Origin of the sequence: Shewanella sp. UCD-KL12 (assembly GCF_001957125.1) — a bacterium.
GTDB lineage: Bacteria > Pseudomonadota > Gammaproteobacteria > Enterobacterales > Shewanellaceae > Shewanella.
Genome location: NZ_MPHJ01000013.1, coordinates 69,324 through 89,993 on the forward strand (window position 1 = coordinate 69,324; position 20,670 = coordinate 89,993).

Genomic DNA, 20,670 nt, shown 5'->3' on the forward strand with positions numbered 1-20,670 from the left:
TCTCAAATCTGGAGGATACACCTATGTTAACAATCAAAAAAAATACCAACCTTATAGAGCACCCGAATATTGGAAAAGTTACAGATTTTCAATGTAGGGATGGCTATTGCGGCTTCTGTAAAACCAAACTAATTAGCGGGGAAGTAACATATAACGTAGAGCCTTTAGTGTTGCTACGTGACGATGAAGTGCTTCCTTGTGTAGGAAGATCTCTTACAACTGTTGTTCTAGAAACACGATAGGAGATCAGGTTATGCAAAGCATTGTTATAGATAATTTACTAATGGCAGCACTGATCAAGTCAATGGGTAATATTTTGACTGCAGCAGTACCTTCGTTAGTTACCTATCTGATTGGACGTAAAGTATTTAAAGAAAAAGAGTTGTTGAAAGAATTGCGCCTAGCGTATTCAGATTTGCAGTTTTTATTGCAAGTAGAAATACATCATTGCCGGGAGCACAAAGAAAACTCTGATCAAAGCCTCAAGTTGAAAATTCGAAACAGCGTTAAGCATGAGTCGGATTGTCATTGGAGTGGAAAAAATACTTTATCTCGTTTATCAAAAAAGTTGGAGCAAACAAATGTTTAAATTATTTAGTAAGTATCGTCTAGATATCATCATATTTACTTTTATTGCTGTTTGTGTCCATTCTTGCACCGAGTTCGATTCAACTGATGATGTTCAAAATAAGGTGAGAAGTGGTCTGAAAATTTACATTGATCACTTAACTGGCTGTGAATACATTAGCACTCTTCTTGGTGGCCCAACTCCACGAATGTCGGAGGATGGTAAATCCCACTTAGGTTGTGGAAATGTTGAACCGAACCTCAGTTCTTACAACCTTAAAAGTATTGAAACCTGGAGAAGTGAAAATGACTGATCACTTAGTCAGTGCTCAATTATCAAAGGAGTTATTAGGGTTGGTTGATGATTTCAAAGATAACGAAAAATTAGCCGAACAATTTGACAATATAGAAGGGCGTCGTGCATTTCAATATTGTCGTGTTTTACTCGAAGAAAGCCTTAAAAAGAATGGTGTCCATATCGGTAGGTTAATCGATATAACACCTGAAAAATAACTCAAACACCCCCCCACCCCCATAGGGCACTTCACCCTACTGGGCTGTTGTGTCCTCAAACATTTGGAGTGACACAATATGAATGAAGTTATTGAACTTATCCCATTATCAAATAAATCCTTGGACGCTCAATTAATTGCTTTAACTGGCGATGGGTTTGGGTATTCAAGTTTTCATAATGAAGGAGATAAATCAAAACTTGAACCTGCAGGGATTTTGGTCCACATCAAAACAGGTATGCGCTTTAAAGTACCTTTACCTGTCATGTCGCTGGCTGAGTATGAAAAGCACCCTTATAAGAGTGTTTGGACAACTGAGCGTGACGATATGGAGTGTTGGCCTGAAGTTAGAGAGCAGTACATCGGGAAAAGAACGATTCTTTCAAATGAGAATGGTTCTACTGTATTAAATATCGAAGATATAGACTTTGTAATTTCAAACTAACCCCCTTAAGGGCACTTCACCCTTAAGGGCGTTGTGCTCTTTAAACTCTGGAGAGACACAACATGTTAAATCCCGCATTAATCAAAAAACTGATGGAAGAAATTTCAAATGCTTACGACATGCCAAAAGCATATCGAGAGGATTTGAATATAGATTACTCCATGATACAAAAAGCAGGAATTGAATCGTGTTCTAACGAATATATTTGGATTTTGCGACCTAGTGGTACTTGCCTTATTCCTTTGTATCGTGGAGCTAACCCAGTCCATGTGTCACATTGGAACAATGAGGACAATTTGTTTTTTCATATAGCCGGTTCATCAGTGAACAAAATAAACTATGAGTTTGCTTTGAACCTGGCTAATGAATATCCATTCCCTTTATCTACCGTATCATCGATGAGAGAGTTGATGGATAAAATGGACAAACTGCTAAGTGACTCAGTTGTACAATCTTCAGCTTTTGAAGTTGTGCACTTGAATTCAAGAGTCAGTTCTTGGTGTGAGTGGCGTGAGTGGTTTAAGCGCACTGATAACTCGATGATGACTGAGTTTATGGACAAGGCCATTAATCAAAACAAGCGATTAAATCAACTTAGATTAGTTGCATAACTTAATATCTACCTACCCAATGGGCACAACTACCCATTGGGAAGTTGTGCCTTCAATTTGTCTTTGGAGGACGAACTATGTCATTAAATAAATACGGTTTATTAGAACAGAAAAAATACGAAGATTTTAAGGGAGGGTTGCTAAAACGGTCGGTAATACCTTGTGAGTTTGAGGTTGGTGACTTTGTAACTTTTACTAATGAATATGGAATATTTTTTCGTAAACCAAAGCAGGTAATTGGGTTTGATGATGTTTGTGATTCATCAGATCGATTTATCTATACAGAAAGTGAAGCATGGTGGTTTCCATCAAGTGCGGCACAATTAAAACTTGCAGAGCGTACCTCTACGGGTTGTCTACTTGTTCGTGAACTCACACCTCAAAGTTTGTATAAATTTGAAAATGAGTTGATAGAGGATGATGACAACTGGCAAAGGATAGCTTCTGAGAGCTCGCTACACGCAGTATGGGCTAATGATGAAATTCTTGAATTAGTTACTTATTGTGAAGGCGATATTATTTGGGCTACAGCATTATCCAAAGAGTCTTATGATGCTGAGGTTGTGCGCAATCTTAAATATTTCTTAGAGAATAATTAAGGAGGCGCCAAATGTTCAAATCTAGTGTAGTTAGTTACCCTGAACGAGGTCACTATGGAAATGCACGTTACAGAGGCAATACCACTGGCAAAATAATAGTCGACTTGATTGAGAGTTTTTTACCTAAAAATGGACTCTTTATCGATCCTGCTATTGGAGGTGGGACGTCGGTAGATGTGGCTAAGGAGCTCGGTCTAGGTGAAAATCAATTTGCTGGTTTCGATTTGCACAGTGGGTTTAACCTACTTCGCGATGACTTGCTTAATGCAGTTGGTCGCCCAGCTGACCTAGCCCTATTTCACCCCCCCTACGGCGGAATGGTAAGGTACTCCGGCAATATGTGGGGGGCAGAGCCGCATAAAGATGACCTTAGTCAAATGAGCGATGATGATTTCCCTCAAGCTTTAAAACTAGCATTAGTTAACATTTCTGATGCAGTGAAACCTGGGGGGCATTATGCTGTCTTAATTGGTAACCAGCGCAAAAATGGCAAATATCTCAATTGGTCTAGTTTGACAGAGAGGTTAGCTCCAGATCCGCTGGTGGACGAAATTATTAAGCAGCAAAGCAACTGTACCAGTGATTCTAAAGTCTACAGCAAGCAGATAGTGAGGATTTCGCACGAGAAGCTTCTTGTATTTCGAAAGTCTCCAACAGTTAATGCTATTTCTAGCCTTGAGCGTTCGATAGCTAGCATGTATTCCGTTTATATGGATGATCTGCTTGTTACCTTAAAACGAATGATGCAGTGCTATGAATGGTCTGAATCTGAATTGGTTGGGAGTTTGCAACACTTAAACCAGTTGGGCCCGTTTGACTTACCAAGTTCAATTTCAACCTTACTTAATAGCGAACATTTCGTTATGAGAAACGGTCGATATAAAATCTCTTAACTAAAATCTTAACTTACCAACTCTATGGGAAATAAATTATCCCATAGTGGTAATGTTTCCCGCTAATCTAGGAAACATTTGTTATGTCAATCAAAGTACAAACCAAAATGAGCGCAACTTTTGAAGCTTTTAACATGGGTAGTGATATTCGTGTTGAAATTAATCATGAAGTTGCAGAAGTTACGACTGAACGTTGTTTCTCAATCCACCAGCATAGTGATGAGCCCTTTATTGTTGCGGCATTCAGAGCTTTTGAAACACTAGCTATTGAGTACGAAACGGAATGGTTTATCGAAGATTCATGTCACTCAAATAATGTATCAATAACAGCATTTGACGGAAATCGAGTCTCTAATGCAGTAGTCATTAGCATGGGGCGGGATGTGAACATTTCAACGTTACCATTGCTAAAGCATATCGTTAATCAACAAAAGAAGGGCATGTCGAAGGTTCATATTCTTTATTCACACGGTTTATTTATGGCTTTTGAGCTACCGATGAATCTGAGTGTATTAGAAAGTGAATTACATCGAATTGTCAGATCTAGATTAAACGATAATTTATAACATTGAATTCGAGTTATTTACTTAACTCAACCCTGAATTCAAAACTACCCCGGCGGGAACACACTCCCCAAGGGGAATGTGTATTCGCCAATTGGAGGATATACCATGTCATTACGTGACTATTCAATCGAAGAAAATACCCAAAACCCACATCTACTTTTTGCCGGATTATCTGAAGGACACCCAATTAGGCGTATTCACACTCAGTGGCAAAGAGCAAACTCAACATTTAACGTAGTTTCATACGGGATTCCGAAAAAAAACCTGGTAATGCACCTTAGCCGATCTGGAAGGGAATGCTTGTCAGTTGATATTCGTGAACTCGAACAATATTCAATGGCCACTGCGATCACGCAAGCCAAAGCAATACTGGATGAACTATAAGCAACCTTAGCCCTTGAAGTTAACCATATGGTTAACTCAAGGGCTTTCTCGTTATTAACTTCCTGTAAGGCATGCAGTGAGCACATGGATACTAATATTTAACGGCAATTTGAAACTCTCCCGACAAAAAGTGAGGAATAATCAAGATGGAAAATTCTGAAGTGGCACTCTATATTGCAAAAATAACTTCCGTTGAAGAAATGGGAGTCAGTTACAGCGATGACCTGTACCCTAACTCGGATACAAACCCTGATAGAACATTAATTAAGTTTGAGCCAGTTAGCTGCTCAAAAGCAGCATTCATAGAAGCATTGTATAGCACTATGGAAGGGAGAAACTTTGTTCATACCTCTGAGCACACATTGATAGATATTGGTGGTAGTAGACTGGCTCTGGTTGAAGGGAAGCAAATCGTTATTTATTCAGACTTATCTGTTACTAACTAAGCCGATACATTATATGGGAAGTGATCAATATACTTTGCAGTGCTTCGTGAATGGTTAAGTGTGAATGGATTAACAACAGCTTCTAGTCCATATCGTTCTTGGACCTCAAGATATGAGAGAATTGACTGATATTCATCGGGTAATGCTGTGTGAATGCTAAAAAAACGGCAAACAAAATCTATGATCACTTCTTCGGGTGTGGTGTCCATGCTTGATACCCGGCAATCAAACAAGCAGCGGCCAGCTATCCCTCCCCAAAAAAATTGGCTGTCAATTAGCTCTAACGAAAGAAAGTGCTCAGGTATCCCAACGGATGCGCATGCGTCTCTACAAAGCGCTCTTGTGTCGTTAATCATAAGGTTACTTTTTAATAATGAAATGAAACTCGCTGCTATCAGGCGCTTTTGGAATTAAATATTCTGTGCCACTCGCAAGAGAAATTAGTAAACCATGTTTGGTCATTGCGCTGCTCAGGCCAAGCATAGAAAGTTTTTCCATACACATCAGCAAACCATTTTCAAAGTTTTCAGTTCTAGATAGCACTGTCAGCAGTGACAACAGAATTTTTTCTTTAGTTGTTGCTACACACCAATCAACTGCTATTTCATCAAGCAGTAGAAGGTATCCTCCCTCTACATACACACAGTGAACAGACTTTACCATTTGTAAAACAGTTGCGTCTGTAAAGCGGCATTGCGACTCATTTTGGAATCGCAGGTTGTTAAAGTTTTGAGAGCTGAGACTGAGGAAAATTACCTCTCCATCAGTTAGCTGTATACAACTATGCGCTGCTTCAGGCCATTCAAAATCTTTGAATGCTAGGAGCTCTGATAATGACTTATCTGACAAGCTATATTGAAATGAAATGTTTTGCATTTTGCACCACTACAAGGATTTAAAATGTGCCGAATTGGGTCATCAAATCTAAAAGGAAATTCTGTTGTGCCTTATTACACATGACTGGAGAATGACTAGTTATGTTGAAAAAATCTCCATTTGAGTACAGATATTTAGATGGAGTAGATTGAACGTCACTATGATCATGTTTTAGACCTCGGTTGGTACACACGAAGATTGTTAGCATCTCATCAGAGTAAACAGGTTTTATTTTCTCAATCGACATAATGTTTAGACTCATAAAGTAAATCGCCTCTTCTAATTATTTGCTGCAGTTTATCAAGCTCATTGAAAGCTAAGGTAAAATAAGATGGTTAATTTGAATATTTAGAATATGAATTTTGAGTAAAACCTTCATCAAAACTTTTCAAATAGGGGAAGTACACAAATAGACTACATACAGGTTTCCAAACTATGGCCCAATGGAGCAACGAACTTTTATTGCATAATCTGATTTTTGAAAAAAAAGCCAAGTGCTCTAACCTCGATAGTTGAAATTTAACAACAATTAAGGATTATAATGATTACAAATCTTTTTCTATTTATATGCGCTGTTGGTTTTGCTATTGGTCTTTGGGGAGTGTTTGTTGAAGGGACTCAATTCAGTATAAGTTTGGGTCTTTTTATGTGCTTTGTGACACTTCTGATTGCGATATTTCTTTCATTGGTTTGTAAACCGTCAAAGAGTAAGGGTAAATAGGTAATAAGTCAGTATGTTAGCCTTCTAAGAGCTACAAGCAGTGTTTGCTTTAGCTCTTTTTTAAGTCTTAGAATGAGCATGTTTGAGGTGTAAATGATAAATGATTTTGGTGATCTGCTTATACGTTTACTGTTGAGCACATCATTTTTACTTATCCCACTGATCTGCTTTCATTTTGTCCAGCGGTTATTTTTGGCAAGCATAACAAGCAGGTTAATGAGATCCTATGGCCTGATATCGGTCCCTATTCACGAATTATCACACGTTGTGGCATGTTTAATATTTAGGCATAGAATTGATAGAGTCGTGTTATTTGACTTCTATGCCAAAAATGGCGCTCTAGGCTGTGTTCAGCACAGCTATTCATCTAGATCGTTATGGCAAGTTGTAGGTAACTTTTTTATTGGAATAGCTCCAATATTTGGCGGCATATTAGCTACAGTTTTATGTACTTCCTTATTGGTTAGTAATGGAGACCATTGGATCACAGACTTAATCAACCTGGAAGCACTTTCACCATCAGAAGGTAGCCAGTTAATCATGTATTCACAGTTTTTTATGAAGTGCACAGTTCTTAACTTTGAACATCTAACTGCTAGGTTCTCAGATAACATGATAATGACATTAGTTTGGGGAGGGCTGGTGGCTACCATTGGTCTTTACTTAACACCTTCAGTCGAAGATTTGAAAGGAAGTTTCAAGGGGTTTATTGTTTTAACTTTGGTTCTATTCCTTTTACAGTTGGTAATTCATGAAAAAATCGATTTCGAATTTATAGAAAGGAGCTCTGTAGTTTTAAGTTCAATTTTATCACTAGCTTTGACCGCTTCGGTTTGCCTTCTTCTCGTTACGCGGCTACTACTAGGTGTATATTCAGCAGCTACAGATAAGTAAGAGCGTTGAAGTTTATCGCACGTAGAGCAGATGCTTTCTATACATAGGCAAACTAATACAATATAATGAAATTTGATACATTGTGATGATTCATAGTGTGTCCTCCAAATCGCAGGAGGGGTCCTGCGAGGGGAAAAACCAACAGCAATGTTGGTTTTTTTTCATCTGTAATTCCTGTGTATTCAATCAAAAATTGACGTATTCAGTTTTCGAAAACAACGGACTGTTCGCGTTACTACTCCCACTATTATTAAGTCATCAAACTCTTCAATAAATTCGAGAGTAGGGTTACTGCTGTGGCATGGTTTAAGGGCTTTAGGATGAAGGGCTAACATTCTGCACTTTAACTGCCCGTTGAGTAGCACGCAAACTATGTCAGCCTCTTTAGGAGTAAGGTCTGAGTCCAAAATCACTAAATCGTTTTTATATAGGCCGATCTGGTTCATTTGATCATCTGACATTATTGTGATGTATGTTGAACCACTTTTTTCAATAAGAATATCGTCAAGACATAACCTTTTAACGGCATAGTCTTTTGCTGGGGATTCAAAACCATGTATTGGTGTTGTGGTTGATGTAGGTGATCTCATTTTTACACTGGTTATTTATACAGTGCATTAATGATAGTCAATAAAGATAATTTTTAATAGTGATGTTGGAAAGGATACTTGTCTTTGGTTGCTATTAATTTCCTTTTGCTATTCGTGCTGTATAAGTATGATGTTAGAGCATATAGCTTAATTGGTTTTACCACTAAAAAAGTAAGTTAGACCGTAACCAGTTGTAATATAAGTCCTTGCTAACTCATCCGACCAGTTGCTATGCGATTTTTATGGCTATTATGTTTATTCCTTAATACTATTATCACAGGTGAACAGCAGAAAATCGCCGATGCTGCTCTACTTAGTCTTAGTCGATTAAGAAAAATGAAGGGAAAGTATTAGACAATTTTCTTATTCTCATTAAATTGAGGAAAGAAGTTTAATCGGGCGTCCTTCTCACCTACCAGTCTTAGACTCGAATCGAGCCCTGTTGCCAGCGTAAGCTGTCACGGGGCTTATTTCGTTTTCAACACGAAAAACTGAGATGGCGTACTGAGACTGCCCTGCTACTGTCACTCGCTTTTTACTATTAAACATCAACCCTTGTCTGTAGTGCTGATTGCTAACATTTGATGCTATTTCAGAAGTGGCATGAAACGATAAGCTTAAAATTTCAGCGCATTCTACCCAACTCGCGCCATCTTTGGTCATTCGAGCTTTCATTACATGTGATATGAATGAACCTGTGATCGTGATACCTCTGATATCTTGAGCATCCAACCCCCACTCATGCTCATTAGAGAGCTTTAAGATTCGGTTCTTCTGTTTTTTCGTCGGCAGATAAGTAAAAAAGCCGGCTTTCCAAACATGATCTGGAAATTGAGCGTCATTATGTACTAGTTCGACATAATGATAAAAAGCATCTTTAAGCGCTTCTGAGCCTGTTTTATTCAACAATTACCATACCTTAAAAAGTAATCTGACAACCTGTAACACACGATAAATGTTAGGCTAACACAGCTCGCGCTTCTCTTAAATCGAAATGCTCATCAACTTTTAAATATGCGACTTTCTCTTATGAATATTGATATTGCGATTTGTATTGGGGGGAGGTAAGCAATTTGTAAAGTCAGGTACATGCCCTTAGCTAATGAAGCCAGGGCAGCGAAATAACCTTGTATTAGGCCGAAGGTTTATCTCTTCATTGGATTTGATTAAGGCTAACCACTGCTAGCGTTCCTTTAGAAGACTTTAGGTTTGCATTGAACGCCTTTTGCTCATTTATCCTTGCGATTAATTCATTGACCTTGCTAGGCGTGATATATAGCTCAATTGGCTCCTTCTGATAGCCACCAACAAAAACTGCATCCAGTTCTTGCTGGTGGGCCACTATCACTCCTACCGCATTGCTTCCTGGAGATCCAACATATCGAGATTCGAGGTTGTGATTTACATATAGTTCTTCGAGCAAACTATAGAAAGGCTCAGAACCGCATGGCTTGTGCTTTGGGCTGATGATAGGTTTATGAAGATTTAGTAAATACTGCTCTAAGTCGTAGCGTTTTAATTTTGAATATTTCCTGATTATCTCAAAGTCTGACCCAAATGCTCTCAAGTTCCTACATTTAGAAATCTGCCCAATATACGTGGTTAGGATCTTATTTCTTTGTTCAATAGAATAGTGGCCCTTTTGGTTAATTGTCAGATAAAGGTGGATTAAGCACAGTTCAGCTATGTAGGTAAAGCTATGGGGTTTTGAAATAGATATTTTCACAATCTGCCTCAGAATAATTTCTATACTAGAATTTTGCTTCTATGAAGCTTATACAACCTAAGATGTAGGCTGTTTTAAGTGCTTGGAACTGAAGCACGTTTATTTCTAAGTTGGGCATTCCTGTTCATTTTTCGCTTGTGCTCTTTCATTGCGTACTTAAATAACTCAATTGTGAATATGGTTTTTCGATTATTACAACGAGTTGTCACTGGCTGTGGTTTAGGCTTTGAAAACTCTTGAGGATCAAACCATTGGTAAGCCCCTAGAACAGTAGACACTTCATAGAGTTATAATGAATCAAAAATATGAGGTGTTACATGCGCGGAAAACGATATATCGATGAGTTCAAAATCGAAGCTGTTAAACAGGTCACGGAGCCACGGGGTTTTCATGAACATTTTCTGACCTGAAGTGAGCCTTAAAAGCCTGATTTTTTTATGGAAAAAGTTAGTTCATCTGTTAAACAGCGGCAGCTAGTGTAAATTAGCTTTATTCTATCCATTTTATTTCTGAATTCTCGAATTTTAGGCGCAACTATCCTCTCATTTCTAAACTAGTTTACCTAGCTATACAAACAATAGGGTCACTAGATAATCTAAATCCCAGCCGACACGCTTTAAATTGGACCGGACGCCTACAATCTAGTCTCTCTGTACGGCTAAAGTTTGGAAGAGCGTAAAGCTCGTCTATTTCGGATTCACTTAGAATTTGAATCCTTTTAGTAGTTAGTTTATTGATGATGGGCAACCATTCTTGTTGATTTTCATCATCATAACTTATGATATTGGTTGAAAAACTCTCTTAAGGTTAATTTCGAGGGGATGGGCGCAAAACCCCTATAAGATAGATTTGTACGAGCGCTCCACTTAGTGCATTGAACTTGTGTACTTAATCACCTACTTTATTTATCGCTTACACGATATACGTTGTACTTACTATATATTCACATACTAACAAGGAAGTTTGATGAAAACTGGTAGAAATGACCTTTGCCCATGCGGTAGTGGCTCAAAATTTAAAAAGTGCTGTATTAATACCATCACACCTTCGATTCCCAGCTCACAGCTTATGGACGCCGTTCGCCCCAGATTGATTGAATTAATTAAAAGCGAAGATCAATATCTTGACTTGTTTAGATCCCTCAAACGTGGGCAGATTTATCTTGTGGCAACTGAGGGAGAGCAAACTATGCATTTGATTCTCAATGAACAAGAATATTTGGATATGATGCCAATTGAAGATAGAAAGCCTTTAGCGACAAGGCTGGCGCTGTATGAGAAAGAAAAAGTAGTTGCTTACACAGAAGATACAGGTGGTTTTATGACTTACGCATTTACTGATGAAGAAGTATTGAGGTGTAGATAAGAAAAGTATTTCGGCTACGAATGCTCAGTCTGTAATAGTTCATTTGTTACTTCCACTTTCAAGACTGAGCTTGTGTTGATTCTGTTGCAATTGAGGATATTTATATGTTGAAAGAAAGGATGCTTAGAAGTGCAGGAGATTTTCCCAACAGGACTGTAGTTGAGTACGCCACTGTATTAGCAAAGATGATGCATAAGGATTTGCCGAAAAATTTGCAGGATAATCTTAGTGCAGGCGAGTCTATGGTCTCTTTATCCTTTTCCCCTACGGGGCGCTTGACCTACAAGAAGCTTTGTCTTGATAGTGTTGAACTTGCTGATGCATTTTCCGAACACCTCAAATCCTTGGTAGCTAAGCGCAGTTATAATGTTGAAATTTCTGTACTGGTACAAACTTCAACTTGGACAAAAAGAACCACAGCCAAGCGGAAAGAACACTCGGAAATGGTTAGAAGAAAACTATAGGGGAATATGTTATGGGTACCAAGAATGAATCCGTTTGTAGCACTCATTGCATGAAGTGTGATCATGGTAAAAATTATGATGAAGATGATCTAGTGCCAGAGTCTTGTCCTGTTTGCGGTGAGCATAAAGAATTTACGATTTTGCATCTAGACTCTCTTCAAAGCTGATAAAGTGATGGATTTATCGGGTATTGCAATAACTGAAGGTGCGCTGTCTCATGAGGGGGAATTGCAATATTATCGTGATGATCTTACTCAATTTGCTCAAGAGTTGGCGGCTTCTCACGACTTAGATCGCGTGGTGAAGCGCATCGCTTTTTGACTCACATTGAAGTAGCTACTATCGATAAATACGTATTATTTTAAGATTGTCACCCAAAAATTTGATTGAATTGACTCGTGTCCTTGCAGGGGCTTTAGCAAAGCTAAGTGATCATCCAAAGGTGACATTTTCGATTAATTTGTAATGTAGGATATAGCATGAAAAAGCATGGAATGATTAGATGGTTGCTATCGATAGCATGTATTGCGTTCACCGGTTGTAGCGACCCTTCTATAGAAGCTGAACAATTAGAGCTGAAAGCTACTGCTGAACGTTTACAAACACAACTCAGAGATCGTGTTATCTACTTAGAAGAACAAGAAAAGCTCCACGGCGAATTAGCTGTATTGTTTGATGTTCAAGGGCAGCAGATAGCCAAAGATTGGAATGATGCTTTGAGTTATTGTGAAGACCAAAATACAGAAAAATGCAAACAACTAAGAGAATCGATAAATAGCTTTAAAGTTGCAGTATCTAACAATGTAAAAATTACACAAGAAGCGGCTGAAAAAGTTTTACTCGATAGCAAATAGCGATAAAGGAAACAGAGCATCTATTTAATTACAGTGTAATTATTTAGTTCAAATATCATAGGATACTAAGGGGTAATTATCTGGCTTTTGCCTATGGCATTCAATGAGTGCTATTCACAAAAGCAAACTGTTTAGCTGGTTTTAAATTGCTTTCTCAAATCTTTCTAAAACTGCCGATTTGCTGCCGTAAGCCGCTTAAATTATTCAATTCAGTTAAACAACGAAACGGAGTTCTATCTATGCAAGATCCAATGGACAAAATTTGCGATGGTTGTGAGCAAATGGGGAGCAATTGCGAGTGTAATTATTGTGTCGAATGTAACGAAAAAGAACATGATTGCATCTGCGAGCCAGATAACTAGCCAAACATTTTTCTAAACTGAACTATAGCCGTTGACCGCAGAACAAAATTTTTGCTCCAGGTCATCGGCTCACAGGTTCGTTTGTAGACCGAGATCTTAATTTTCTATGATGGGATACAGCATGGAAACCACCCTTTTTTTAAGGACGATATTTTGTTGCTCCAATAGAAAATACAAGCATAACACCTTACAACTTGGCGGTAATGGTCAGACATTTGTTATCGTAAATGGAGAAGAGTTTTGGATAGTTAAAGCCGAGAATCAGCGAGAAGCGCTCGATAAATTGGTATCGCAAATATGGAACAATTCGCATTTCGACTATCGGATAAATGGTTGCGGGTGGGGTGATTTCGAATACATCGTTGCAACGCTGAAAAAGCCTGTACTCAGCTACCAAGAACATACTGGTACTGACACTGAATACCTAAAGTTACTCGCTACAGTCAAAGGCAGTGAAAGCGTTTACATAGCGGAAGAGTATATCGATCCAGAAGATTATGAATTGTATCCATCTATGCCAATTTAAAATCAAGATCATAAAGTAGGAAATACCGATGGAATTTTCAGGTCAGTTTTTTGCTGTGTTACCTACCGATCCGATTGGTCTAACGCCCGTTCGAGTCACCTCGGTAAACGTAGATAATTTTACTGTTGTACAGCCGAACAATTGTCTAATTAATGTGTCTCTATTGGAGTCGCACGAACCTTGCGGTGTATGGTCTGTGAACGAGGGTAATGCAGAGTTTGCTGCGCTACCATTTTAATATTTTGATGATGGGAAAATTGCACACATGAAAACAAGTGAATTAATCAAGTTACTCGGCACATTTTTGCCTTCATCACCAGTAAAAGTGTCAATTGATGGTGAGCTAAATCCTATAGGTAAGGTTTACCATGAGCCGTCTAATACGTTCATACAAGCGGGCAATGGAGGTGAAATTGCTACAGTGTTCGATCTAATAGAACGGTTGAATGCAATTGATAAATCAGTTCCATTCGATGCTTCAGTTGTATCAGGGGATGATTGGAATTATATGGTCGTGCAAGGAGTATCTACAGTCGGTGAAGCACTTGTAATTAGTCTGTCAGAACCAGTATTTGGTTGAATTATCTTATAGAGGGGTATTCGTCTTATGAAAGATTGGTTAAGAACACGGTTTGAGGTCGGATTAATACGCTTAGCTAGATTGATATTGATTGGCAGGAACGTACCAAGATCATCTGTAGTGAGCCGAAGCGATAATAACGATATGTGGTCTATGGCGGAGAAATTAGAGGCCATAGAATTGCGCATGTTAAGCAAATATGAATGATGGGAAACAGATCAACTCCATTGAGTTACAGTGTAATTATTTAGTTCAAATGTCATAAGATAATTGAGGGCGTTCATTAACGCATTAAAAGTCTCTGCGAAAGCATACTTAAGGGGAGTACAAACCCCTTCCTCTACCAAAAATTGCTTAATAGTAATAAAGGAAAAAAGAGTTTCTCTGCTAAATGCCTAGGTTCTTGGGGCAGTCCAGTAGTGTATTTACACTTTTACTAAAGGGTATCTATGGAATCATTAAAACAAAAATCATTATGGGAATGGATGGAGCTACTATTTATTCCAGCGGCATTGTTAATCTGTGGATATTTTTTGAATGTAAGCCAAGCAACACGGCAACAGGAGATAGAGAATAAACGTATAGAGGCCCAATTAAAGCTAGAGAATAAACGTACAGAGACTCAATTAAAACTAGAGGAAAAACGATATATATCCCAAGCTAAATTCGAACGAAACAAGTTTAATATAGAGAGACTTCATAATTTTCAGTACTTAATCATAGGTTTAATGGCTAACAATGGGCTCGGTAGAGCAAATTCTAGTTTAGCTACAGTGGAAGCCGCTACAGCATTGACAATTTCAACTCTTACCCAGTTAGGTGGTAATGAAAAAGGTCAGTTGATAATTTTTTTGTACTCGTTAAATTTGATAGCGAAAGAGAGCCCTATAATATCTTTAGAAGGAGCAGATCTATCGAACATTAGCTTTACAACGCATTTTATGGACAGTGTTAATCTTAGTGGGATAAACCTTAAAGGCTCATTACTTAATAGTGCCGATTTCTGGAGAGTTAATTTGTCTAACTCTGATTTGTCACACACGTATTTAGTGGACTCTAATTTTGGCAAGGCTAATGTGTCTTTGTCAAATATATCACACTCTAATTTAAATAATGCAAGGTTTACTAATGCAAATATGGCTGGTGTAGATTTGTCAAATTCGTCGCTCGTTGATAATGATATGTCATACTCTAATTTATCCAATGCGAAAATTTTAAATTGTGAAATCATGGATGTAGACCTGCACGGTACCGATATAGAACATGCGGAAATAAGCTTCTTGCCATTTGGTAATCCATACTATTCAGTAGAGAAGGCTATACGAGACGCAGCCAAAAGCTTGTATCGTGCAAAGAACTTTGAAAATGCCGCTTACAAAGGAGAATTGAAATTAGAAATGAAAAAAATCATTGATGAAATCAATAGTGAAGTCACTAATTTTAGAGTGATTGACTAACTTGAGTCATAATTATCCTAATCCCCTTTTTATGGGAAAGAGAGTACATGGATTTAAGCGATAAAAGGCGTGAGATCAGCATCATATCTCTAACGACTGCCGCTAGCATGATTGAAGATTATGTCAGTTCTGGGGTTACAACTGAAGATATCGATCTAAGCGATGATGAAATCGAAATGCTCGGTACTGAGAACAAAAAACGGCTGCTAAATTACGAGCTATGGCAGCAAAACTAGAAAAATCTTGATATGGGATACAGCATGGCTCGAATCAAACTCCGACTGATCGATGAGATTACAGGCAGAGAAATAGGCAACATGCTTGTAGATGTTGAAAGCATTGAAACTGTAATTGAATACGATGAACCAAAGAATGTTGACCACTGTTCGATGATTACCATGAAGCCAGTTATTGATGGTTCAGATGGCAATGGCGGCTTTAAAATGCAAAGTACATATCATGTTGCACAGTCAGTAAATGAGATTGAAGCATTAATTGAAAATGCACAATGAAGGAAATAGCATGGTTGTCTTTGCTAAAAAACTCAATAAACAATGGCGTGTATCGTTTGAAAATTATGAGCGAATTAGCGGTTTTGGGCCTTTATTTCAAGAAGAAATAGACTCTGGTCAATGCGACGTAGAAGAGGCTTGGTCAAGGAATATCAAGTTTTTGGAAGATGTGTTTGCTGATGTTTCACACGTAAGACCGCCACAATAGTTAATAATGGATACAACATGCCATGAGTCTAGCGGCACAAGAAAGCAAATCAGATCTGCGAAAAGCAAAGGTTTTATATATTGAGGCTCGTAGAAACTTACAAATAGCAATCACAACACCTCCAAGCATGAAAGTAGAGTCGTTTGTTTCTTGGGAGCAACAGGAACGCTCGATTAGTGGCGGTTGTCACCATAATCATGATTGCGGGCTCAGTAGTTGGTTTTTTGTGCGAGATAACGAAGTGTGGTCATTAAATTCTGATTCGTCCGACGGTGGGTGTTGGAACTCTAAAGGTCCACTAGTTAGTGGATACAAGTCTGCGATGACTAAATGCATCATGAATGCCCTTGAAGAGTTGGATAGCAGGAGAGAAGTTCTTGATGCTGCCGAATTGAAATTTCGTGCAGAGAGTTATGGCTATGAACGCAAAAGAATGAAATAGGATACAGCATGTACTATGTAGATCTTTTTCTGGAAAGCTAGACTGTAGATTTTTGACTCTGGAAAACCCAATTGGGAATCCAGCTTAAAGCCTTTTAATCGCTTATTCTAAAAGGCTTTGAAGTGGATTTAACAAGCGAAGTGCGTTAGTTGAACTCTGGACATTGTTCCAGATAATTAGCGCTTAGAATCAGTTTTAGGGCCGTTTTGGTCAAACTCTGGAAAAGTCTTACGCCCATTGCCAGGGCAAGGTTTCCAGACTTCCTCCAGAACGCTACCTACGGAGTATGCATGATGTTAGATAGATATTTTATCGATGCGAAAGGTGGTAATACAGAACCGCATAAGCAAGCTTTTCAGCTAGCGCTAGTCCAGGCGAAATTAAAGAAAACAAACATAACACTTGTAGTTCCGACTAAAGACCGACTTAGTGTAGGAATTATTCGCGATTTAGTTGGTGGGGGTTCTAGTAAGCAGCTAGCGAAGGGTAACATCATCAATTATTCAGGGATTGAAATAAGGCCTGCATCTGAGCGAACGCTAAAGCACGATGATATCAACGGAGTAATTTTCGCATTATGGTTGGGGGAAAGCGGATTAGAGCGAGTTGATGCATGTTCTAATGCTCAGGCTATAGTCGCAGTACATTGGGCCCTTGGTGCTGTTTTAGAGTGGGCATCGAAACACAACGCGACGGATCTTTCTTGGTCTAAAAGCTAAAGTAGGAAATACCGATGGAATTTTCAGGTCAGTTTTTTGCTGTGTTACCTACCGATCCGATTGGTCTAACGCCCGTTCGAGTCACCTCGGTAAACGTAGATAATTTTACTGTTGTACAGCCGAACAATTGTCTAATTAATGTGTCTCTATTGGAGTCGCACGAACCTTGCGGTGTATGGTCTGTGAACGAGGGTAATGCAGAGTTTGCTGCGCTACCATTTTAATATTTTGATGATGGGAAAATTTTTTCCAGCTTTGGCAGCTATGTTTGTAGGAAATATGATGGAACCCCCAGTTGTTTTAGTTAAAACGTGGTTATCTCTGGCTTGGTCGAATGAAGATCAGGACATCAAAGAACGCGCATTAAAAATGCTTGAAGAAAAAGTTGGTGATCATAAAGCTATCGCAGCTTACATGGAAAAACACGGTATAAGATAGATTTGTACGAGCGCTCCACTTAGTGCATTGAACTTGTGTACTTAATCACCTACTTTATTTATCGCTTACCCGATATACGTTGTACTTGCCTTAACTCCCAATAATAAGTAAGCAGCCAAAGTAACAAACGCAGTTAATAGCAATCGATGACGACACTTCATAATTAACTCCCTTTAGAAATTGCTACTATTTTATCATATTTATTTGTTGGTTCTCCGGATGACTCGTATTCAATTCTTATATATCAGTTCCAGTTTCAAAATTTGATTTAGCATGGCTTAATTCGCAATCTTGAATGCAATGTTTTGCCTTAAATCGTTTAACATATCTTTGATCACCCTAGATGATTAGCATCGTACTTGCTTCAGTTGCGCCATTTGAAGTTTGTAGAATACTATGCGAACTATACTCATCGGCATTAATATTTGGAGAGCCAATTATGTTACTAGGAAAGACTAGATTTGTGTCCGGAGCCTTTTTACTTGTACCAATTGTATATTTTGGACTTGGGTTAGTAGGTTTCGGCGTTGATGATCTGACATTAATAACAGGCAATTATACACTATCTAAGCTTGTGCTTGGCGCGATCACTTCTGCCAGTATTATGTTGATGGTTAATGGATATCTAACCATGAGAGACGGCGTTTGCCCTTGAGTGGCACTTCCTGATTAAAACCACTAACAATAATATAGGCCCTCCAGTTTATGAATAAAACAATACTTGTAAAGGCTTACTTCAAAGATACAAATGAAACGCAAAAAAAACCTGCAATTAAACCAGATGTTTGGGGGAGCTCAGATGCTCATCCAAAGACACCAAAAAACGATAAAACTGAAGTTCAGAAACCTGAGAGTTGCGTTGACTCTGAAAGACTTGAAAGAGACTTAGGGTTAGCATTAGTAAGCCTTAATGGCTCAGGCTATGAAGTGCACAGTATCGTCCCAGTTATCTCAGGTGCTTACAGTTACCAATTTCGAGATGATGAAATAACCTCTTCACCAAGGCTCATGGGTGATACTGAGGCGGTAGCTGGTGGTGTTAGTTACGGATATGGTTATGGGTACTCTTATACAGACAGCCTAATAGTTATTGCACGTAAAATGACAAGCTGAAGAGGTGAACGTATGGCTTTTAGCAGTATTTTTGTAACCAGTATCATTTTTTCTCTAGTATTTACAGCAATATATGGCAAACAAAAGTTGTTCGCTTGTCTTGCAATTGGTGTTCTTTCCTTAAATTCGGTCCTATATCATTTTAGATTATATGAAAAACCGGTGGCTCATTTTTTTGTAGCTATAGGAATGCTGATAATCCTGTTTATGATAATGAATTGGCTGAATTATAAGGTTAGTAAATATTGGGAAAGGTGAATATCGATGAAAAAATCTACAGTATTAATGGCGGGGGCTTGTTTAATTGGGCAACCAATTATGTGGGGTATCCTCAGTTATGAGAACAACCCTACATTATTCGGACTTTGTTTTATTGTTGCCATGATTATTTTCCTTACCGGCTGCTTTTATATGTTAACCGGCGACAAAGATGAGATATAGGATACAGCAAATGGATTTACCGAAGCGAATAGCAGTTGTGCTCGTTCTGTTGATAATCGTTCTTTCAATTTTATATCAATTACCAACCGAATCTGCATTTAGGCCATTTGGGCGATAGAGGAAATGAGCATTATGTTTAGAACGTGCCAACTTTGCCAGTCACCTGGTCAATTGGTGAAAATTAATTTGAGTGATCGAGAGACATTTTCTTTGCAGAAATAAATCTTCAACTTCATGTTTGCTCATCTTCGTCTATATCTTACTTATGAGCCAGGTCTATCAAATTAGATATGCAGAAATAACATATTCCTAAGAAGTGCCTGTATAACCATAAACCAAGCTGTTGCGGGTTTGATTTTATAGATTATGGTTAATGTGTTGATTGAATTTATTGATAAAGAGAGTATATGAGTAAAGTTGTTGAGGTTAAACCTGTATCTACGGTAAAAGAATTGTTCAGGCGCCTAGCCTTTCAGTTTGGATTGAAACTGAATCAAAGAGCCGAAATAGCTGAAATGCTGGGGGTTGCCCCATATCGTATCAGTATCTGGAAGCAAAGAGATACATTGCCTAATAAAGCCTTGATTATATTGAGTATAATCACTAAGCAGGATGTTAGATCAATTATTGGTCTGCAGGAGTTAGACCTTCCTTTAAAGGTTTATGGTAACTTTGAAGAACTTGAATCTACTATCTCCAAAAAAACCGCCGCAATCCTTAAGCGTATAGCTTCAGCTTATGGCTTTACTTCATCGTCACACGCAAATTTTAAACTAAAAATGCGAGCTATACATGGTAATTACTATCAGAACGTTTACAAAGGTGCATTTCCAGCAGAAATAGTCTTACAGGCTCACTTTGAAACAGGGCAAAGTCTGAAGACTTTATTGCTTGATTCAAAGGCTATTGAGTCCGATAACATTGAGAAAAAGCATGTAAACATCAATAGTTTTGAGTTTTATCTAAAACGTCATTGTTCCAACGATACTAAGATTGCAGCGAAGATGAACAATACCCAAAGCAGGAATGTTGAGCAATGGTCAGTTGGTAACTACATTGTTATTGGCAAGAAGTTATATAGATATTTTAGGGATTTGAAATTAGCCGACATAGACAAACCTATTCACTTTTCAGATGGAGTATTTACTGGAGTTGTCTACTCAATGGCGGAATACGAACATAAATACTTGGAAGGTAGATCCTCTGGATTTATGAAGTTAACAGGAGTGAGTCGGCAGGCTGTAAGTACTTGGTACAAATCTGACAAGGTGATTGTCAATAACAGAATATATTCATTTGCTCGAACATTGCAAACTCGTTGATAAGAAAGCATTATATAACTGAAATATTTTACGGCAT

34 protein-coding genes are annotated in these 20,670 nt (G+C 38.3%); 29 read left to right on the forward strand and 5 right to left on the reverse strand.

Features of this window, described 5'->3' with window-relative positions; all coding sequences use genetic code 11:
* The first annotated feature begins 23 nt into the window (after positions 1-23).
* From BM736_RS25045 to BM736_RS18750, 10 genes are all read left to right on the forward strand, one after another.
* Entirely contained in the window at positions 24-242 is a 219-nt protein-coding gene (locus BM736_RS25045; RefSeq protein WP_076414979.1) for a 2Fe-2S iron-sulfur cluster-binding protein, read from the forward strand.
* Between the two features lie 11 nt (positions 243-253).
* Entirely contained in the window at positions 254-589 is a 336-nt protein-coding gene (locus tag BM736_RS18705) for a hypothetical protein (RefSeq protein ID WP_076414981.1), read from the forward strand.
* A gap of 224 nt (positions 590-813) precedes the next feature.
* On the forward strand, positions 814-1,080 hold the full coding sequence (locus tag BM736_RS18715) for a hypothetical protein (RefSeq protein WP_143562436.1): 267 nt from the start codon (positions 814-816) through the stop codon (positions 1,078-1,080).
* Between the two features lie 78 nt (positions 1,081-1,158).
* Positions 1,159-1,524 carry a hypothetical protein gene (locus BM736_RS18720; RefSeq protein ID WP_076414986.1) on the forward strand — a complete coding sequence of 122 codons (366 nt, stop codon included), beginning with the start codon at positions 1,159-1,161 and terminating at the stop codon, positions 1,522-1,524.
* Positions 1,525-1,586: 62 nt separating this feature from the next.
* A complete protein-coding gene (locus BM736_RS18725; protein ID WP_076414988.1) occupies positions 1,587-2,135 on the forward strand; it encodes a hypothetical protein in 549 nt (182 codons plus the stop codon).
* Positions 2,136-2,212: 77 nt separating this feature from the next.
* A complete protein-coding gene (locus BM736_RS18730; protein WP_076414989.1) occupies positions 2,213-2,734 on the forward strand; it encodes a hypothetical protein in 522 nt (173 codons plus the stop codon).
* A gap of 11 nt (positions 2,735-2,745) precedes the next feature.
* The gene (locus BM736_RS18735; RefSeq protein WP_076414991.1) at positions 2,746-3,627 is read left to right on the forward strand and encodes a hypothetical protein; all 882 of its coding nucleotides are present in this window, start codon (positions 2,746-2,748) and stop codon (positions 3,625-3,627) included.
* Between the two features lie 83 nt (positions 3,628-3,710).
* Entirely contained in the window at positions 3,711-4,193 is a 483-nt protein-coding gene (locus BM736_RS18740) for a hypothetical protein (RefSeq protein WP_076414993.1), read from the forward strand.
* A gap of 105 nt (positions 4,194-4,298) precedes the next feature.
* Entirely contained in the window at positions 4,299-4,577 is a 279-nt protein-coding gene (locus BM736_RS18745; RefSeq protein WP_076414995.1) for a hypothetical protein, read from the forward strand.
* A 146-nt stretch (positions 4,578-4,723) separates the two neighbouring features.
* On the forward strand, positions 4,724-5,023 hold the full coding sequence (locus tag BM736_RS18750) for a hypothetical protein (protein ID WP_076414996.1): 300 nt from the start codon (positions 4,724-4,726) through the stop codon (positions 5,021-5,023).
* Here BM736_RS18750 and BM736_RS18755 read toward each other — a convergent pair.
* Together BM736_RS18755 and BM736_RS18760 are read right to left on the reverse strand one after the other, a co-directional pair.
* Positions 5,020-5,379, reverse strand: coding sequence for a hypothetical protein (locus BM736_RS18755; RefSeq protein ID WP_076414998.1), 360 nt, complete (start codon positions 5,377-5,379; stop codon positions 5,020-5,022). The genes BM736_RS18750 and BM736_RS18755 overlap by 4 nt on opposite strands.
* A 4-nt stretch (positions 5,380-5,383) precedes the next feature.
* Positions 5,384-5,899: a hypothetical protein gene (locus tag BM736_RS18760; RefSeq protein ID WP_076414999.1), complete on the reverse strand. Its 516-nt coding sequence runs from the start codon at positions 5,897-5,899 to the stop codon at positions 5,384-5,386.
* 1,027 nt (positions 5,900-6,926) lie between these two features.
* On the opposite strand from BM736_RS18760, the gene BM736_RS18770 reads away from it, so the two are divergent.
* The gene (locus tag BM736_RS18770) at positions 6,927-7,514 is read left to right on the forward strand and encodes a hypothetical protein (RefSeq protein ID WP_143562437.1); all 588 of its coding nucleotides are present in this window, start codon (positions 6,927-6,929) and stop codon (positions 7,512-7,514) included.
* 182 nt (positions 7,515-7,696) lie between these two features.
* Here the strand turns inward: BM736_RS18770 and BM736_RS25550 are convergent, their stop codons facing one another.
* The 3 genes from BM736_RS25550 to BM736_RS18785 all read right to left on the reverse strand — a co-directional run bounded on the left by BM736_RS25550 (position 7,697) and on the right by BM736_RS18785 (position 9,446).
* Entirely contained in the window at positions 7,697-8,104 is a 408-nt protein-coding gene (locus BM736_RS25550) for a S24 family peptidase (protein WP_076415003.1), read from the reverse strand.
* A 408-nt stretch (positions 8,105-8,512) separates the two neighbouring features.
* Positions 8,513-9,013, reverse strand: a complete 501-nt coding sequence (locus tag BM736_RS18780) for a hypothetical protein (protein ID WP_076415005.1) — start codon at positions 9,011-9,013, stop codon at positions 8,513-8,515.
* Positions 9,014-9,257: 244 nt separating this feature from the next.
* Complete coding sequence (locus BM736_RS18785) at positions 9,258-9,446, reverse strand: hypothetical protein (protein WP_076415006.1); 189 nt, start codon at positions 9,444-9,446, stop codon at positions 9,258-9,260.
* 1,350 nt (positions 9,447-10,796) lie between these two features.
* Here BM736_RS18785 and BM736_RS25320 point away from each other — a divergent pair.
* From BM736_RS25320 to BM736_RS18880, 18 genes are all read left to right on the forward strand, one after another.
* Positions 10,797-11,195 carry a YecA family protein gene (locus BM736_RS25320; protein WP_218638772.1) on the forward strand — a complete coding sequence of 133 codons (399 nt, stop codon included), beginning with the start codon at positions 10,797-10,799 and terminating at the stop codon, positions 11,193-11,195.
* A gap of 104 nt (positions 11,196-11,299) precedes the next feature.
* Positions 11,300-11,659, forward strand: a complete 360-nt coding sequence (locus BM736_RS18795; RefSeq protein WP_083700366.1) for a hypothetical protein — start codon at positions 11,300-11,302, stop codon at positions 11,657-11,659.
* A gap of 171 nt (positions 11,660-11,830) precedes the next feature.
* Complete coding sequence (locus tag BM736_RS25225; protein ID WP_179079081.1) at positions 11,831-11,980, forward strand: hypothetical protein; 150 nt, start codon at positions 11,831-11,833, stop codon at positions 11,978-11,980.
* Between the two features lie 158 nt (positions 11,981-12,138).
* Positions 12,139-12,513 carry a hypothetical protein gene (locus BM736_RS18800; protein ID WP_076415008.1) on the forward strand — a complete coding sequence of 125 codons (375 nt, stop codon included), beginning with the start codon at positions 12,139-12,141 and terminating at the stop codon, positions 12,511-12,513.
* A 483-nt stretch (positions 12,514-12,996) separates the two neighbouring features.
* A complete protein-coding gene (locus BM736_RS18805; RefSeq protein ID WP_076415010.1) occupies positions 12,997-13,401 on the forward strand; it encodes a hypothetical protein in 405 nt (134 codons plus the stop codon).
* Between the two features lie 28 nt (positions 13,402-13,429).
* Positions 13,430-13,639 carry a hypothetical protein gene (locus BM736_RS18810; protein ID WP_076415011.1) on the forward strand — a complete coding sequence of 70 codons (210 nt, stop codon included), beginning with the start codon at positions 13,430-13,432 and terminating at the stop codon, positions 13,637-13,639.
* 27 nt (positions 13,640-13,666) lie between these two features.
* Entirely contained in the window at positions 13,667-13,981 is a 315-nt protein-coding gene (locus BM736_RS18815; RefSeq protein ID WP_076415013.1) for a hypothetical protein, read from the forward strand.
* Between the two features lie 449 nt (positions 13,982-14,430).
* A complete protein-coding gene (locus tag BM736_RS18825) occupies positions 14,431-15,438 on the forward strand; it encodes a pentapeptide repeat-containing protein (protein WP_076415016.1) in 1,008 nt (335 codons plus the stop codon).
* Positions 15,439-15,485: 47 nt separating this feature from the next.
* Entirely contained in the window at positions 15,486-15,674 is a 189-nt protein-coding gene (locus BM736_RS18830; RefSeq protein ID WP_076415018.1) for a hypothetical protein, read from the forward strand.
* 24 nt (positions 15,675-15,698) lie between these two features.
* Positions 15,699-15,950: a hypothetical protein gene (locus BM736_RS18835; RefSeq protein WP_076415019.1), complete on the forward strand. Its 252-nt coding sequence runs from the start codon at positions 15,699-15,701 to the stop codon at positions 15,948-15,950.
* A 10-nt stretch (positions 15,951-15,960) separates the two neighbouring features.
* Positions 15,961-16,158 carry a hypothetical protein gene (locus BM736_RS18840; protein WP_076415021.1) on the forward strand — a complete coding sequence of 66 codons (198 nt, stop codon included), beginning with the start codon at positions 15,961-15,963 and terminating at the stop codon, positions 16,156-16,158.
* Positions 16,159-16,180: 22 nt separating this feature from the next.
* Positions 16,181-16,600 carry a hypothetical protein gene (locus BM736_RS18845; protein WP_076415022.1) on the forward strand — a complete coding sequence of 140 codons (420 nt, stop codon included), beginning with the start codon at positions 16,181-16,183 and terminating at the stop codon, positions 16,598-16,600.
* Positions 16,601-16,890: 290 nt separating this feature from the next.
* Positions 16,891-17,319 (forward strand): hypothetical protein, encoded by a 429-nt coding sequence (locus BM736_RS18850; protein ID WP_076415024.1) that lies wholly within the window; start codon positions 16,891-16,893, stop codon positions 17,317-17,319.
* A gap of 14 nt (positions 17,320-17,333) precedes the next feature.
* The gene (locus BM736_RS18855; RefSeq protein ID WP_076415011.1) at positions 17,334-17,543 is read left to right on the forward strand and encodes a hypothetical protein; all 210 of its coding nucleotides are present in this window, start codon (positions 17,334-17,336) and stop codon (positions 17,541-17,543) included.
* On the forward strand, positions 17,515-17,757 hold the full coding sequence (locus BM736_RS18860; RefSeq protein WP_143562438.1) for a hypothetical protein: 243 nt from the start codon (positions 17,515-17,517) through the stop codon (positions 17,755-17,757). The genes BM736_RS18855 and BM736_RS18860 overlap by 29 nt, the downstream gene beginning before the upstream one ends.
* 705 nt (positions 17,758-18,462) lie before the next feature.
* The gene (locus tag BM736_RS18870; protein ID WP_076415029.1) at positions 18,463-18,870 is read left to right on the forward strand and encodes a hypothetical protein; all 408 of its coding nucleotides are present in this window, start codon (positions 18,463-18,465) and stop codon (positions 18,868-18,870) included.
* Between the two features lie 264 nt (positions 18,871-19,134).
* A complete protein-coding gene (locus BM736_RS25230; protein ID WP_179079082.1) occupies positions 19,135-19,311 on the forward strand; it encodes a hypothetical protein in 177 nt (58 codons plus the stop codon).
* A 407-nt stretch (positions 19,312-19,718) separates the two neighbouring features.
* Positions 19,719-20,633: a hypothetical protein gene (locus tag BM736_RS18880; protein WP_076415033.1), complete on the forward strand. Its 915-nt coding sequence runs from the start codon at positions 19,719-19,721 to the stop codon at positions 20,631-20,633.
* Positions 20,634-20,670 lie beyond the last annotated feature (37 nt).

What these genes read in the sequence shown, in the direction of transcription:
- BM736_RS25045 (WP_076414979.1), top strand. Translation starts at nt 24, where the DNA reads ATGTTAACAATCAAAAAAAATACCAACCTTATAGAGCACCCGAATATT.
- BM736_RS18705 (WP_076414981.1), top strand. Translation starts at nt 254, where the DNA reads ATGCAAAGCATTGTTATAGATAATTTACTAATGGCAGCACTGATCAAG.
- BM736_RS18715 (WP_143562436.1), top strand. Translation starts at nt 814, where the DNA reads ATGTTGAACCGAACCTCAGTTCTTACAACCTTAAAAGTATTGAAACCT.
- BM736_RS18720 (WP_076414986.1), top strand. Translation starts at nt 1,159, where the DNA reads ATGAATGAAGTTATTGAACTTATCCCATTATCAAATAAATCCTTGGAC.
- BM736_RS18725 (WP_076414988.1), top strand. Translation starts at nt 1,587, where the DNA reads ATGTTAAATCCCGCATTAATCAAAAAACTGATGGAAGAAATTTCAAAT.
- BM736_RS18730 (WP_076414989.1), top strand. Translation starts at nt 2,213, where the DNA reads ATGTCATTAAATAAATACGGTTTATTAGAACAGAAAAAATACGAAGAT.
- BM736_RS18735 (WP_076414991.1), top strand. Translation starts at nt 2,746, where the DNA reads ATGTTCAAATCTAGTGTAGTTAGTTACCCTGAACGAGGTCACTATGGA.
- BM736_RS18740 (WP_076414993.1), top strand. Translation starts at nt 3,711, where the DNA reads ATGTCAATCAAAGTACAAACCAAAATGAGCGCAACTTTTGAAGCTTTT.
- BM736_RS18745 (WP_076414995.1), top strand. Translation starts at nt 4,299, where the DNA reads ATGTCATTACGTGACTATTCAATCGAAGAAAATACCCAAAACCCACAT.
- BM736_RS18750 (WP_076414996.1), top strand. Translation starts at nt 4,724, where the DNA reads ATGGAAAATTCTGAAGTGGCACTCTATATTGCAAAAATAACTTCCGTT.
- BM736_RS18755 (WP_076414998.1), bottom strand. Translation starts at nt 5,379, where the DNA reads ATGATTAACGACACAAGAGCGCTTTGTAGAGACGCATGCGCATCCGTT.
- BM736_RS18760 (WP_076414999.1), bottom strand. Translation starts at nt 5,899, where the DNA reads ATGCAAAACATTTCATTTCAATATAGCTTGTCAGATAAGTCATTATCA.
- BM736_RS25550 (WP_076415003.1), bottom strand. Translation starts at nt 8,104, where the DNA reads ATGAGATCACCTACATCAACCACAACACCAATACATGGTTTTGAATCC.
- BM736_RS25320 (WP_218638772.1), top strand. Translation starts at nt 10,797, where the DNA reads ATGAAAACTGGTAGAAATGACCTTTGCCCATGCGGTAGTGGCTCAAAA.
- BM736_RS18795 (WP_083700366.1), top strand. Translation starts at nt 11,300, where the DNA reads ATGTTGAAAGAAAGGATGCTTAGAAGTGCAGGAGATTTTCCCAACAGG.
- BM736_RS18800 (WP_076415008.1), top strand. Translation starts at nt 12,139, where the DNA reads ATGAAAAAGCATGGAATGATTAGATGGTTGCTATCGATAGCATGTATT.
- BM736_RS18805 (WP_076415010.1), top strand. Translation starts at nt 12,997, where the DNA reads ATGGAAACCACCCTTTTTTTAAGGACGATATTTTGTTGCTCCAATAGA.
- BM736_RS18810 (WP_076415011.1), top strand. Translation starts at nt 13,430, where the DNA reads ATGGAATTTTCAGGTCAGTTTTTTGCTGTGTTACCTACCGATCCGATT.
- BM736_RS18815 (WP_076415013.1), top strand. Translation starts at nt 13,667, where the DNA reads ATGAAAACAAGTGAATTAATCAAGTTACTCGGCACATTTTTGCCTTCA.
- BM736_RS18825 (WP_076415016.1), top strand. Translation starts at nt 14,431, where the DNA reads ATGGAATCATTAAAACAAAAATCATTATGGGAATGGATGGAGCTACTA.
- BM736_RS18830 (WP_076415018.1), top strand. Translation starts at nt 15,486, where the DNA reads ATGGATTTAAGCGATAAAAGGCGTGAGATCAGCATCATATCTCTAACG.
- BM736_RS18835 (WP_076415019.1), top strand. Translation starts at nt 15,699, where the DNA reads ATGGCTCGAATCAAACTCCGACTGATCGATGAGATTACAGGCAGAGAA.
- BM736_RS18840 (WP_076415021.1), top strand. Translation starts at nt 15,961, where the DNA reads ATGGTTGTCTTTGCTAAAAAACTCAATAAACAATGGCGTGTATCGTTT.
- BM736_RS18845 (WP_076415022.1), top strand. Translation starts at nt 16,181, where the DNA reads ATGAGTCTAGCGGCACAAGAAAGCAAATCAGATCTGCGAAAAGCAAAG.
- BM736_RS18850 (WP_076415024.1), top strand. Translation starts at nt 16,891, where the DNA reads ATGATGTTAGATAGATATTTTATCGATGCGAAAGGTGGTAATACAGAA.
- BM736_RS18855 (WP_076415011.1), top strand. Translation starts at nt 17,334, where the DNA reads ATGGAATTTTCAGGTCAGTTTTTTGCTGTGTTACCTACCGATCCGATT.
- BM736_RS18860 (WP_143562438.1), top strand. Translation starts at nt 17,515, where the DNA reads ATGCAGAGTTTGCTGCGCTACCATTTTAATATTTTGATGATGGGAAAA.
- BM736_RS18870 (WP_076415029.1), top strand. Translation starts at nt 18,463, where the DNA reads ATGAATAAAACAATACTTGTAAAGGCTTACTTCAAAGATACAAATGAA.
- BM736_RS25230 (WP_179079082.1), top strand. Translation starts at nt 19,135, where the DNA reads ATGAAAAAATCTACAGTATTAATGGCGGGGGCTTGTTTAATTGGGCAA.
- BM736_RS18880 (WP_076415033.1), top strand. Translation starts at nt 19,719, where the DNA reads ATGAGTAAAGTTGTTGAGGTTAAACCTGTATCTACGGTAAAAGAATTG.